The organism is Microbacterium phyllosphaerae (assembly GCF_050628115.1).
Taxonomy (GTDB): domain Bacteria; phylum Actinomycetota; class Actinomycetes; order Actinomycetales; family Microbacteriaceae; genus Microbacterium; species Microbacterium phyllosphaerae_A.
On the sequence record NZ_CP192502.1, the window covers coordinates 2,817,542 to 2,830,872 of the forward strand.

The window sequence follows — 13,331 nt, forward strand, 5'->3', positions numbered from 1 at the left end:
GGGGCCTTCTTTCGTGTCAGCGTCGGATCAGCGAGCTGCGCCCTTGAGCGAGCCAGTGGTCTGACCGGCCGGGTCCGAGATGACGCACTGCACGATGCGGTCGTTCAGCTCGTCCCAGGTCTGCTGGGTCGGCGTGATCGGATAGACCTCGAGCACGGAGTCGTTGAACGCGATCCCGACGAAGCTCGTGTAGGCATCTCCGATGCACTCCTGTGAGGCTGCGTCGACGCTCTCCTCGGAGAACTCGCCGTCGTCCATCGTGATCTCGTAGTAGACCTCTTCGTCGTGCGGCTGGTCGCACGGGACGACGTCCGCATCTTCGATCAGGCCGGTGGCGCTGGCCATCTTGCAGTCGCCCAGCTTGAGCGCGAAGATGTCGATGTTCGAGCTTTCGGTGACCTGCCCGGTGTCCTCGTCGCGGTCGGCGTCTCCCGAACCGCCACCCAGGATCCCGTTCAGCGCGCTACATCCGGTCAGTGCGACCGACAGCGCCACAGCAGAACCTGCAAGCGCCAGTGCGCGTCGCGTGCGCAGTTTCATCATGATTTCCCCTCCCAGAGCCTCTTGGTGCGTGGTATGTCGGAATACCACCTCAAGCACGCTATCCGGCTCGGAGTCTGTGATGCAACTCCGAGAAGCCTTTGATTGGGCTGAAAGGTTAGGTCAGCCTTCCAGGTCATCGACTCCGGGCATCCAGCTGGCGCCGCCCTTGCCCCAGCCGCGCTTCTTCGCGATCTTCTGCACGGTCTTCCAATCGCCGTCCGAGAGACGATCGATGTAGAGGATGCCGTCGAGGTGATCGAACTCGTGCTGCATGATCCGCGCGCGCCAGCCGTCGACCGCGATCTCGACCGGTGCACCGTCCAGATCCACACCTGTGACGCGCACACGCTCGGAGCGGCGCAACGGGAATCGCTCACCCGGGAATGAGAGGCACCCTTCCGACTCGAGGTCGTCGTCCGGCTCTCCCGGCTCCAGCGGCACCATCCAGAGCTCGGGGTTGATGATGACGCCGCGCCACGGCTGGTCGTCATCGTCGACGTAGGCATACGTGTAGAGGCGCAGCGGCACTCCGACCTGGGGCGCCGCCAGACCGACGCCGGGAGCCGTGTCCATCGTCTCGAACATGTCGGCCACGAGTGTGCGGATGTCGTCGGAGATCTCCTCGACGACGGAAGCGGGGGAGTGCAGGACGGGATCGCCCATGATGCGAATAGGAAGAACAGCCACGCCATAACCCTACTCGGCGCACATCGCCGGGTAGGGTCGTAGGGTGAGCATCTCCGTATGGACAGCTGGGGCGGAAGACGTCACCGACCAGCTGGTAGGCGCGTTCCAGAACCCGGGACTGCTCCTCGGCATCCCCCTCGCACTCGCAGGCGCGGTCTTCATGTCGCTCGGCGCTCAGTATCAGCACCGCGGCGTCGAGAAGATGGAGCGGCTGAGCGGTGCGGACGGAGCATCGGGTCTGTCGATGGCCCAGGTGCGCGGGCTGCTGACGAGGCCCTCCTGGCTCGTCGGCACTCTGATGCTGGGCCTCGCCATCGTCTGTCAGCTCGCAGCTCTGACCGTCGCGCCTCTGATCGTCGTGCAGCCGCTCGGTGCGATCGCGCTGGTCATCACCACCCTGCTCAACGCTCGCATCTCGGGGCACTCACCGACCAAGCAGTCCATCACGGCGATCATCTGCTGCGTCGGGGGAATCTTCCTCTTCGTCTTCTTCGCGGCGATATTCGCCACAGAGAAGGACGTCACCGACACCGAGCTGTTCACGATCCTCGCGATCCTGCTCGTCGTGATCATCATCCTCGGCGCCTGCTGGCTCGTGCTCCGTCACCGGATGCGCGCGCTCTTCTACATCGTCGGCGCCGGAATCCTCTACGGCTTCGTCGCGACACTCGCGAAGGTCGTGATCAAGCGCGTCCAGGCCGGTGACTTCGAGTGGATCACGCTCGTCTGCGTGATCGCACTGATCGCCGCAAGCGCCGTCGGCGCCTACTTCGTGCAGACGGCGTACAGCTCTGGTCCGCCCGACCTCGTCATCGCCGGGCTCACCGTCGTCGACCCGCTGGTCGCCGTGCTGATCGGCATGGTCGTGCTCGGCGAAGCCGCAGCCGCGCCGCCGTGGGTTCTCGTCATCTTCGGCATCGCCGGTGCGATCGCGGTGTGGGGCGTCGTCGGGCTGGCTCGATATCACCCACAGGTCCTCAGCGACAGCCAGGACCTCGGCATCATCCGCGGAAGCGATGAGCATGCGAAAGGCCCCGAGGCGAAGAACCCCGAGGCCTGATCACATCGGCTCAATAGGCCGGATCGATGAGATCCGGTGAGACCTCCGAGGCTGCCGCCTCGTCGACGAAGAACACCGTGCGCTTGCGCCCCTTGGCGCCCGCTGCGGGGACGTTCGTGTAGCTGGCCCCGGCGAGAGCCAGACCCAGCGCTGATGCCTTGTCGGCGCCCGTGAGCACGAGCCAGACGCGCTTGGAGGAGTTGAGTACCGGGCGGGTCAGCGTCACACGCTCCGGCGGAGGCTTGGGGGAGTCGCGCACGGGCAACGCCGCGGCATCCGTCACGGTGACCTCGATGCGGTCAGGGAACAGCGACGCGATGTGGCCGTCGGGACCCACGCCGAGGAAACACACGGCGAACGAAGGCCACGGATGCTCGTCGGTGCCGAATCTCGCGAGCTCAGCGGCATACGCGTCGGCGGCCTGGTCGAGGGTCAGTCCCTCGCCTGCGGCCGCGACCTCGTGCACGTTGTCGACGGGGACGGGGATGTGGTCGAGCAATGCCTCACGCGACTGCAGCGCGTTGCGATCGGCATCGTCACGGGCGACGAACCGCTCGTCACCCCACCAGAAGTGAACGAGCGACCAGTCGATCTGCGAAGCCCGCGGATCATCGCGGGTGGCGCGCAGGACCGCACCACCCATCGAGCCGCCCGTGAGGGCGACATGGGCGATGCGGCCGTTGCGCGTGCGCGCACGTAGACGCGTGAGGAATCTGTCCGCCACCCTCGCGGCGAGTGCTGCGGGGGTGGATTCGACCACGACCCGCTTCTCTGCGGACGCTGTCTGCGACGACATCATTCTCCTGTCTCGGGCGGACCCAGCTTCTCCCAGCCCTCGGTGATCACTCGACCGTACAGGACGTCGGGGTCAAGGCGACGCAGCTCCTCGGCGAGGCATTCCCGCAGAGTGCGGCGAGGGAGGTGCAGATCGTGGTCCGGCTGATCCGGCTGGGTGAGCACGGCGACACCAGGGGTCGGGCGCTCGAGCAGTATGTCGCCCGAGGCGCGGCGGAGACGCACCGACTTGATGCCCTCCTGCCAATGCTCCGGGTCTTCGTACGACCACTCGACCGGAATCTCGAGAGCCATCTGCAGCCAGGCGGCGAGCAGGGCTGTCGACGGTGAGGCGGACCCGCCACGCACCTCGACACCGGTGACCTCTTCGAACGGAGGCTGGTCGAGCACAGCGGCGAGCTGCTCGCGCCAGTGCGTGAGGCGCGTCCAGGCGAGATCGGTGTCGCCGGGTGCGTGCGAATCACCGAGTGCCGCGAGACGCTCTCGCACATCGGGCGCCGTGGCGGCATCCGTGATCCGGCGTTGCGCGATCTTGCCCAGCGGTGAGTCGGCAGGAGAGGTCGGAGCCTCTTCCGGCCACCAGGCCACCACGGGAGCATCCGGAAGGAGGAGCCCGGTGACGAGGCTCTCTTCGTTGCTGGCCGCGTCGCCGTAGGCGCGGAGCACGACGACCTCGCTCGCTCCGGCGTCACCGCCGACGCGGATCTGCGCGTCGAGGCGAGCGTCGCCTTCGCCGGTGGTGAGCACGATGACACGCATCGGGTGCTCGCGAGAGGCGTCGTTGGCCGCATCGATCGCCGCCTCGGCGACGCCGTTGCGCGCCGAGATGATCAGAGTGAGAACGCGGCCGAGGGCGACAGCGCCGCCCTCTTCGCGGACCTTGACCAGCTGCTTGGCGACCTGGCTGACCGTCGTGTCGGGAAGGTCGATGATCACGGGCGTCTCCAGACTCGTCCATCACGGGCAAGGAGGTCGTCGGCGGATGCCGGACCCCACGAGCCGGGTGCGTACTGATCGACCGGACCGCCGACGGCAGCCCAGTACTTCTCCACCGGGTCGAGGATCTTCCAGGAGAGCTCGACCTCTTCGTGGCGCGGGAACAGTGGCGGGTCGCCGAGCAGGACGTCGAGGATGAGTCGCTCGTAGGCCTCGGGGCTCGCCTCGGTGAACGCATGGCCGTAGCCGAAGTCCATCGTGACGTCGCGCACGTTGGTCCCATTGCCTGGGACCTTGGATCCGAAGCGGATCGTGACACCCTCGTCGGGCTGCACGCGGATCACCAGGGCGTTCTGGCCCAGCTCCGACGTGTTCGAGCGACCGAAGAGGTGCTCGGGCGCCTTCTTGAAGACGACCGCGACCTCGGTGACACGGCGTCCGAGTCGCTTGCCGGTGCGCAGATAGAACGGCACGCCTGACCAGCGGCGGGTGTCGATCTCGAGCTTGATCGCGGCATACGTCTCGGTCGCGGACTCGGGGTTCATGCCGTCTTCGTCGAGGAAGCCGGTGACCTGCTCGCCACCCTGCCATCCGCCGGCGTACTGGCCGCGGGCAGTCGCGAGGGAGAGATCGTCGGGCACGTGCACCGCGGCGAGGACCTTCTCCTTCTCAGCGCGTAGGTGCTCGGCCGAGAGGCTGATCGGCTCTTCCATGGCTGTGAGAGCAAGCAGTTGCAGCAGGTGATTCTGGATGACATCGCGAGCGGCGCCGACACCGTCGTAATAGCCGGCACGGCCGCCGACGCCGATGTCCTCGGCCATCGTGATCTGTACGTGGTCGACGTAGTTGCGGTTCCAGATCGGCTCGTACAGCTCGTTCGCGAAGCGCAGCGCGAGGATGTTCTGGACCGTCTCCTTGCCGAGGTAGTGGTCGATGCGGAAGATCGAGTCCGCTGAGAACGCGACCTCGAGGGCGGCGTTGAGCTCGCGCGCGGATTCGAGGTCGTGCCCGAACGGCTTCTCGATGACGACGCGACGCCAGCGCTCGTCGTCATCGTCGTTCTCACCGACGAGACCCGAGTCCTTGAGCTGCTTCGCGACCAGCGGGAAGTCCTTCGGCGGGATCGACAGGTAGAACGCATGGTTCCCCATGGTGCCGCGCTCGACGTCGAGCTGGTCGACCGTCTCGCGGAGCTTGCGGAACGAGTCGGCGTTGTCGAACTCTCCCGAGACGAACCGGATGCCCTGCAGCAGCTGCGCCCACGTCTCCTCGCGGAAAGGGGTGCGCGCGTACTGCTTCACGGCGTCGTAGACGACCTGAGCGAAGTCCTGGTCCTCCCAGTCCCGACGGGCGAAGCCGACGAGAGCGAATCCGGGCGGCAGGAGTCCGCGGTTGGCGAGGTCGTAGACCGCGGGCATGAGCTTCTTGCGTGACAGGTCTCCGGTCACACCGAAGATCACGAGCGCGCTGGGCCCCGCGATCCGGTTGAGACGGCGATCATCGGGGTCACGCAGCGGGTTGTGCCCGCGCGAGATGGGAACAGACATCGGTGGGGGATTCTCCTGGCTGTTACTTCTGTGCTGCTTCGAAGAGGGTGAGGACGTCGGCCGACGAATCGGTGATCGTCAGGGAGACGACCGGACGGCCGTGCTCGGCGAGGACACCGGCATCGCCGGCGGCCTGCGCTTCGATGAGCTGCCCGAACGTGAAGGGCCTCTCGGGGATCTCGAGGTCGACCTCGGTGCGCTCCAGGATCTGCAGGAACACCCCCTGAGCGGGTCCGCCCTTGTGATACTGACCCGTGGAGTGCAGGAAGCGCGGTCCCCATCCGAACGTCGTGGGGCGACCGGAATCGGCGGCCACGAGTTCGCGGAGGCCCTGCAGCTGGGGGACGTCGAGCCGGTTCACGTACGCCTGGATCGAGACGTAGCCGTCTGCCGGCAGCTGAGCCCAGAGCGCATCGAGCACGCCTTCGACGGTGCCGGATGCCGCGAGAGCGGGATCGGACACGCGCACCTCGACACCGTTCTCGACGAACGCGGGCACGGTCGGCTCGGGGCGTGCGTCCAGCAGGCCGCGAGCCGCCACCTTGGCGGACTCGACGTCGGGCTGGTCGAACGGGTTGATGCCGAGCAGATACCCCGCGATCGCCGTGGCGTATTCCCACACGACGAGCTGAGCGCCCAGCGATCCGCTGACCAGGATCTCTCCCTCGTGCCTCTCGCGGAGGTGGAACTCGTTCGCGTCGTCGACCAGACGCACGATCTGCAGGTCCGACGGCTTCGAATCGAGCTCCGGTGACACAGGAAGGAGGACGACGGGCAGGATGCCGGTGCTGTCCTTGCCCGTGGACTCGGCGATGAGCTGCTCGATCCAGTCGGGCAGACCGTTGATGTGCGTGCCGTCGGTGATCAGACCCAGCTTGTCGCGGCGGGGCGACGTGGCGGAGATCGCCGCAGCGAGCCGCAGCGCCGGGTTGTCGGCGGAGTCGATCGCGACCTCGAGAAGCGAGGCGTCGGCTTCGTTCAGGAGCTCGTCGATGTCGGCTCCGGCGAGCCCGGACGGGACGAGACCGAAGGCGGTGAGCGCCGAGTAGCGCCCTCCGACGTTCGGGTCGGCGTTGAAGACGCGGTACCCCGCCTCGCGAGCCGAGACGTCGAGCGGTGAACCGGGGTCGGTGACGACGACGATGCGCTCGACCGGATCGATGCCCACATCGCGGAACGCGGCTTCGAACGTGCGACGCTGCGAGTCGGTCTCCACCGTGGAGCCGGACTTCGAGGACACCACGAGCACGGTGCCTTCGAGGCCCTCGTCCAGTGCGGCGAGCACCTGGCTCGGCGCGGTGGAGTCGAGGATCGTGAGCGGGACGCCGGCGGTCTGGGCGATCACCTCAGGCGCGAGCGACGATCCGCCCATGCCGGCGAGCACGACTCGCGTCACGCCCTTCGCATGGAGATCGGCGCGAAGGGCCGCGATCTCGGCGACCAGCGGGCGCGAGACCGAGACCGCGTCGATCCATCCGAGGCGGATCGACGCCTCGGACTCGGCTGCCGGACCCCAGAGGGTCGCATCGCCGCCGGTGACGCGGGAGGCGATGAGGTCGTGGACGAGAGCGGGAACCGTCTCGTCGATCGCGACCCGAGCCGCGCCCGAAGCGTGGATCGCGAATGTCATCGCTGCGCCTCGAGGCCCTCTGCCACCTGCGTGAGCAGGTCGTGCCAGGAGTCGATGAACTTGGCGACGCCCTCGTCTTCGAGCACCTGGGTCACGTCGGTGAAGTCGATTCCGAGGTCGGCGAGGCCGGCGAAGACGGCGCGTGCCTCTTCGTAGCCACCCGTGATGGTGTCACCCGTGACCACGCCGTGGTCGAAGGTCGCCTCGAGCGTCTTCTCGGGCATCGTGTTGACGACGTCCTTCGCGACGAGCTCGGTGACGTAGAGGGTGTCAGGCAGAGCCGGGTCCTTGACGCCGGTCGATGCCCAGAGCGGACGCTGGGCGTTCGCGCCGGCCGCAATCAGGTCCTGAGCACGCTTCTCGGCGAACTTCTGCTCGAAGAGCTCGTAAGCCAGGCGCGCGTTGGCGAGCCCTGCCTTGCTCTTGAGCGCCTCGGCCTGGTCGGTGCCGATCGCGGAGAGACGCTTGTCGGTCTCGGTGTCGACGCGCGACACGAAGAACGAGGCGACCGAGTGGATGGTCGACAGGTCGATGCCCGCGCTGTGTGCGCGCTCGAGACCGGACAGGTACGCCTCGATGACCTCGGCGTAGCGCTCCAGGCTGAAGATCAGGGTCACGTTGACGCTGATGCCCGATGCGATCGCCTCGGTGATGGCCGGAAGCCCTGCCTTCGTCGCGGGGATCTTGACGAGGAGGTTCGGACGGTCGACCTTGGCCCAGAGCTGCTTGGCCTGTGCGACGGTGCCCTCGGTGTCGTGCGCGAGGTCGGGGGAGACCTCGATCGAGACCCGGCCGTCGGCGTGGCCGGAGGCCTCCCAGACGGGGCGGAAGACGTCGAGCGCTGCCGCGACGTCCTGAGTGGTCGCGGCGAAGACGGCCTCTTCGGCCGTCGCGCCGGACGCGGCGAGCTCGGTGACCTGCGCGTCGTACGACGTGTTGTTCTTGTCGGTGATCGCGTTCGCGAAGATCGTCGGGTTGGTGGTGACGCCGACGACGTTGCGGGTCTCGATCAGCTCGGCCAGGTTGCCGGAAGAGATGCGGGTGCGCGACAGGTCGTCGAGCCAGATGCTGACACCGGCTGCTGCGAGGTCTGCGGTGGGGGTGCTCATGCGTTCTCCTTGATGGTCTCGCGTGCGGCCGCGATGACGGCCTCTGTGGTGATGCCGAACTTCTCGAACAGGGTCTTGTAGTCGGCGGAGGCACCGAAGTGGTCGATGCCGACCGAACGGCCGCGGTCGCCCACGATGCCGCGCCAGCTGAGGACGGAACCCGCCTCGACAGAGACGCGGGCGGTGACGGACTTCGGCAGGACCGACTCGCGGTACGCCTCGTCCTGCTCGTCGAACCACTCCAGCGACGGAGCGGAGACGACGCGGACGCCCACGCCCTCCTCGGCCAGGGCCGCACGGGCGTCGACCGCCAGCTGGACCTCGGAGCCGGTCGCGATGATGATCACGTCGGGGGTGCCGTTCGGAGCCTCGGCGAGCACGTATGCGCCCTTCGAGACGCCGTCGGTCGAGGCGAAGACGTCGCCGTCGGCCGCACCCTGGCCGCGCTCGAACACCGGGATGTTCTGACGGGTCAGGGCGATGCCGGCCGGGCCCTCGTGGCGGCGCAGGATCTCGAGCCAGGCGGCCGAGGTCTCGTTGGCGTCGGCGGGGCGCACCAGCGTGAAGTTCGGGATGGCGCGGAGCGTGGCGATCTGCTCGACCGGCTGGTGCGTCGGGCCGTCCTCGCCGAGCGCGACGGAGTCGTGCGTCCAGACGAAGATGCTGGGGACGTTCATCAGCGCTGCCAGACGCACCGGCGGGCGCATGTAGTCGCTGAAGATGAGGAATGTGCCGCCGAAGGCGCGGGTCGGGCCGTGCAGCACGATGCCGTTGACGATCGCGCCCATGGCGTGCTCGCGGATGCCGAAGTGCAGCACGCGTCCGTAGGGGTCACCCGACCATTCGTGGGTGGACCACTCGGCGGGGATGAAGGACTTCGAGTCCTTGATCGTGGTGAGGTTCGACTCGGCGAGGTCGGCCGATCCACCCCAGAGCTCGGGGAGCTCTGCGGCGAGTGCGTTGATGACCTGGCCGGATGCCGCGCGGGTCGAGACGTCCTTGCCGCTGGCGAAGACGGGGAGAGCCGATGCGATGTCGGCCGGGAGCTCCTTGGCCTCGAGGCGGTCGAGGAGCGCCTTGCGCTCGGGATTGGCCGCGGCCCACGCATCGAACGACGTCTGCCATGCGGCACGCGTCTCGGCTGCGCGGTCGGCGAGAGACCGGGTGCGGGCGATCACGTCGTCGGCGATGGCGAAGTGCTCTTCGGGGTCGAAGCCAAGGACCTTCTTGGTCGCTGCCAGCTCGTCGCCACCGAGGGCCGAACCGTGGATCTTGCCCGAGTTCTGCTTGCCGGGCGACGGCCAGCCGATGATCGTCTTGAGGATGATGAGCGACGGCTTCGAGGTCTCGCCCTTCGCGGCCTCGATGGCGGCGTTCAGCTCGGCCACGTCTTCGACGTACTCGCCGGTCTTCTTCCAGTCGACGGTCTGGACCTGCCAGCCGTAGGCCTCGTAGCGCTTCGCGACGTCTTCGGTGAAGGCGACGTTGGTGTCGTCCTCGATCGAGATCTGGTTGGAGTCGTAGATCGCGATCAGGTTTCCGAGCTCCTGGTGTCCGGCGAGCGAGGAGGCCTCGCTCGTGACACCCTCCTGAAGGTCACCATCGCCGGCGATCACGTAGACGAAGTGGTCGAACGGGCTCGTGCCCGCAGCGGCCTCGGGGTCGAACAGACCGCGCTCGTAGCGGGCGGCGTATGCGAAGCCGACCGCCGAAGCGAGACCCTGGCCGAGCGGGCCCGTGGTGATCTCGACGCCCTTGGTGTGGCCGTACTCGGGGTGTCCGGGAGTGAGCGAGCCCCAGGTGCGAAGCGCCTTGAGATCGTCGAGCTCGAGACCGAAGCCCCCGAGGTAGAGCTGCACGTACTGCGTGAGAGAGGAGTGCCCGACCGAGAGGATGAAACGGTCACGACCCAGCCAGTCGGTGTCGGTCGGGTCGTGGCGGAGAACCCGCTGGTAGAGGAGATACGCGGCTGGAGCGAGGCTCATCGCGGTGCCGGGGTGGCCGTTCCCGACCTTCTCCACGGCATCCGCTGCCAGAAGACGCGCGGTGTCCACCGCACGTCGGTCGATCTCATCCCACTGCAATTCCGACACTGTGAAGCCCTTCTGCAACTGTTCGAGAGCGTCCGGAGTGCACATTCGCAGACCGCAACGTTACGGAGGGGTGTGTGATGTGCGCCGGGCGCGCGAGTCATTTCAGCATAGCGCCGTGGTGTGACCCGTTACCCAGTCTTACAACGCGCCACCGGCCCAGGAATTCCATGGCGGAGAGGGTGTGTCGCCCACTCCTGGGACCGGGGATCAATGTGTGCGGAACGCGGTCTCGCCACGTCCCGCGCGAGTCCCCGGGGCGGGGCGAGGCGGGCCGCCGACGTGCCCTAGACTGGGAAACGCTGTCGTGACGCGTGTGGAGGAGGCGATCGAGATCTCGACGATGTCTGATCAGACCGTTGTGAAGAAGTCCATCGGTCGTACCGTGAAGGCGTACGTCGCCCTCACCAAGCCGCGTGTCCTCGAGCTGTTGCTGGTGTCGACCGTCCCGGTGATGTTCCTCGCCCAGGGGGGACTGCCCGACATGTGGCTGGTGCTCGCCACGGTGATCGGCGGCTCGCTGAGTGCCGGTTCGGCAGCGGCGTTCAACATGTACCTCGATCGAGACATCGACGCGCACATGCACCGCACGGAGAACCGTCCGCTCGTGACGGGAGAGATCACCCCTCGGGGCGCTCTGATCTTCTCCTGGACCCTCGCCGTGCTCTCGACGGTCTGGCTCTGGTTCACGACGAACTGGCTGGCGGCCACTCTGTCGGCAGTCGCGATCTTCTTCTACGTCGTGATCTACACGATGATCCTCAAGCGCCGCACCGAGCAGAACATCATCTGGGGCGGCATCGCCGGATGCTTCCCGGTTCTCATCGGCTGGGCGGCCGTCACCGGTTCGCTCGACTGGCCGGCGTTCATCCTCTTCGCCCTGATCTTCCTCTGGACGCCGCCCCACTACTGGCCGCTCTCGATGAAGTACAAGGACGACTACGACGACGTCGACGTGCCCATGCTCGGAGTGACCCGCAACGCCTCGCAGGTCGGCCTCCAGGTCATCCTGTACGCCTGGGCGACCATCGCCTGCTCGCTGCTGCTGATCCCCATCGCGAACATGGGGCTCGTCTATACCGTCTCCGCCCTCGTGTTCGGCGGGTGGTTCATCTACGAGTCGCACCGCCTGTATAACCAGGCTGTGCGGGGGAACGAGGCGCGGCCGATGCGAGTCTTCCACGCCTCGATCACCTACTTGACGCTGATCTTCGTGGCCGTCGCGGTCGACCCGCTGCTTCCGTTCTGAGGCTCGTCGTTCTCGACGATCGTCTCGTCCTCCGACGAGACGAGGGTGGGGTCGTCATCCGCGGCCGGCTCGATCGCCTCGTCGGCGTCAGCCTCTGACGTCCAGTCGATGGGCTCGACGACCACCGGCGCGGTCGCGGGCATGAGTGCCTGCACCGCCGTGAGAGCGATCGCGATCAGGAGTCCGATGACTCCGGCGCCCAGGAGTGCCGCGCCGACCACGACGAGCGACTGGCCGACATAGACCTCGATGCCCGTGGCTGTGCCGTCGAGGAGAGTACTCGTCATCGTGCCGACCTGCCCGGCGATCAGCCATCCGCCGACGCCCGCCGAGGCGAGCGAGAGCACGAGGAGGAGCCAGAAGCCGATGCTGCGTGTCAGTGACTTGTTCATGTCTGCCACGGTGCACGACGAACTGATGAGCCTCTGATGTCGGAGCTATGCATCCACTGTGCCGGTCGCCCGGCCGGCGGCCGTCGTCACTCCCGAGCGGAGACCGGCTTCTTCAGGTGCAGCACCACGACCGTGTAGGCGGCGGCCGACAGTGAAGCGAGCACCATGTGGATGCCGACGAGCAGCGGGGGGAGCCCCTCACGCGCCTGCCAGATGCCGACGCCCACCTGCACGAGGATCGCGAGCACGAGGACGAGCAGCCACTTGCGAGGTTCGAGCCGAAGCGCCCACGCCGAGATCGTCAGAGCGGCGACGAGAGCGGCGAGGATGTATCCGGGCCACGAGTGCACGTGGGCGAGGATCGTGGCGTCGAATCCGTGCCGCAGCACGTCGGCGTCACCGGAGTGCGGCCCGGAGCCCGTCGTCAGAACACCGAACACGATCGTGACGGCCAGTGCCAGACCGGTGACGTGGCTGAGGATGGCGAACCACTTCGGGACGGCGCTCACCCTGGGTCCGGCTGCAGCGTAGAGCCGCACCAGGAACGCAGCCGTGACGCACACGAGCAGCAGTGACGAGACGTAGTGGAACCCGACGATGAAGGGGTTCAGGCCGGTGAGGACGGTGATTCCGCCCACGAGCGCCTGTGCCACGACTCCGACGAGGACGACCCAGGCGAGGACGACGAGATCACGGCGCTCCGACGCGAGCCTGAGTGAACGGATCATCGCGGCGATCACCGTGACGAGCAGAGCGCCCATGGCGAAGGGCGTCGCGGGAAGGGAGAACAGAGAGACCAGCCCGAAGACGACCGCCGCGGCGACGATGCCACTCGCGGCGAAGCGCAGAGCGGAGAACACGAGGCGTCTGCCGCCGACACGCGCCAGCACGAGCAGGAGCACTGCGAGTGCGATGATGCCGACGACGCCCGTCATCACGCGATTGCCGAACTCGATGATCCCGTGTATTCCCTGATCGGCATAGATCGGCACCAGGGACTCAGGAGTGCACAGAGGCCACTCCGAGCATCCGAGCCCGGAGCCGGTGAGGCGCACCGCGCCTCCGGTGCCGATGATGATGGTCTGCGCGAGGAACGAGAGCCAGGCGCACACGCGCAGCATCCGTCCCCACAGGAGCGCGGCCGTCGAGGTCGTCTGCGGTGCATTCGTGGAGGAGGAGATCGTCGTCTCGGGCATAAGTCTCTCCGAACCGCGCCGGACACGGCGAGCGGCCCTGTCTTCAGGCGGAACCTGTAGAATCGGATTGTTGTGATGAGCGCTGACCGCGCTGAAG

Annotated in this window: 12 protein-coding genes; 2 read left to right on the plus strand and 10 right to left on the minus strand. The window is 67.2% G+C overall.

The genetic code is table 11. From position 1 onward, the window contains the following. Positions 1 to 27: 27 nt before the first annotated feature. Both ACQ4LY_RS13395 and def read right to left on the minus strand, forming a co-directional pair. Positions 28 to 543, minus strand: coding sequence for a septum formation family protein (locus ACQ4LY_RS13395; protein WP_341957800.1), 516 nt, complete (start codon positions 541 to 543; stop codon positions 28 to 30). Positions 544 to 663: 120 nt separating this feature from the next. Beyond that, positions 664 to 1,230, minus strand: coding sequence for a peptide deformylase (def, locus tag ACQ4LY_RS13400; protein WP_431072223.1), 567 nt, complete (start codon positions 1,228 to 1,230; stop codon positions 664 to 666). A gap of 49 nt (positions 1,231 to 1,279) precedes the next feature. Between def and ACQ4LY_RS13405 the strand changes: the two genes are divergently transcribed. Then, complete coding sequence (locus ACQ4LY_RS13405; protein ID WP_431075685.1) at positions 1,280 to 2,290, plus strand: DMT family transporter; 1,011 nt, start codon at positions 1,280 to 1,282, stop codon at positions 2,288 to 2,290. 10 nt (positions 2,291 to 2,300) lie between these two features. Here ACQ4LY_RS13405 and pgl read toward each other — a convergent pair whose 3' ends face one another. From pgl to tkt, 6 genes are read right to left on the minus strand one after another with little or no spacing between them, the layout of a single operon-like run. Further along, positions 2,301 to 3,086: a 6-phosphogluconolactonase gene (gene pgl / locus ACQ4LY_RS13410; protein WP_431072225.1), complete on the minus strand. Its 786-nt coding sequence runs from the start codon at positions 3,084 to 3,086 to the stop codon at positions 2,301 to 2,303. Next, a complete protein-coding gene (locus tag ACQ4LY_RS13415) occupies positions 3,086 to 4,021 on the minus strand; it encodes a glucose-6-phosphate dehydrogenase assembly protein OpcA (RefSeq protein ID WP_431072227.1) in 936 nt (311 codons plus the stop codon). The genes pgl and ACQ4LY_RS13415 overlap by 1 nt, the downstream gene beginning before the upstream one ends. Then, positions 4,018 to 5,568, minus strand: coding sequence for a glucose-6-phosphate dehydrogenase (zwf, locus tag ACQ4LY_RS13420; protein WP_431072229.1), 1,551 nt, complete (start codon positions 5,566 to 5,568; stop codon positions 4,018 to 4,020). The genes ACQ4LY_RS13415 and zwf overlap by 4 nt, the downstream gene beginning before the upstream one ends. 22 nt (positions 5,569 to 5,590) lie before the next feature. Then, on the minus strand, positions 5,591 to 7,198 hold the full coding sequence (locus tag ACQ4LY_RS13425; protein ID WP_431072231.1) for a glucose-6-phosphate isomerase: 1,608 nt from the start codon (positions 7,196 to 7,198) through the stop codon (positions 5,591 to 5,593). Beyond that, positions 7,195 to 8,307, minus strand: a complete 1,113-nt coding sequence (gene tal, locus ACQ4LY_RS13430) for a transaldolase (RefSeq protein WP_431072233.1) — start codon at positions 8,305 to 8,307, stop codon at positions 7,195 to 7,197. The genes ACQ4LY_RS13425 and tal overlap by 4 nt, the downstream gene beginning before the upstream one ends. Further along, entirely contained in the window at positions 8,304 to 10,400 is a 2,097-nt protein-coding gene (gene tkt / locus ACQ4LY_RS13435; RefSeq protein WP_431075686.1) for a transketolase, read from the minus strand. Before tkt ends, tal begins: the two co-directional genes overlap by 4 nt. 331 nt (positions 10,401 to 10,731) lie before the next feature. Between tkt and ACQ4LY_RS13440 the strand changes: the two genes are divergently transcribed. Further along, positions 10,732 to 11,646: a heme o synthase gene (locus ACQ4LY_RS13440; protein WP_396653402.1), complete on the plus strand. Its 915-nt coding sequence runs from the start codon at positions 10,732 to 10,734 to the stop codon at positions 11,644 to 11,646. Here ACQ4LY_RS13440 and ACQ4LY_RS13445 read toward each other — a convergent pair. Together ACQ4LY_RS13445 and ACQ4LY_RS13450 are read right to left on the minus strand one after the other, a co-directional pair. After that, a complete protein-coding gene (locus ACQ4LY_RS13445; RefSeq protein WP_431072235.1) occupies positions 11,592 to 12,038 on the minus strand; it encodes a hypothetical protein in 447 nt (148 codons plus the stop codon). The genes ACQ4LY_RS13440 and ACQ4LY_RS13445 overlap by 55 nt on opposite strands. A gap of 86 nt (positions 12,039 to 12,124) precedes the next feature. After that, positions 12,125 to 13,234, minus strand: coding sequence for a COX15/CtaA family protein (locus tag ACQ4LY_RS13450; protein WP_431072237.1), 1,110 nt, complete (start codon positions 13,232 to 13,234; stop codon positions 12,125 to 12,127). Positions 13,235 to 13,331: the final 97 nt, after the last annotated feature.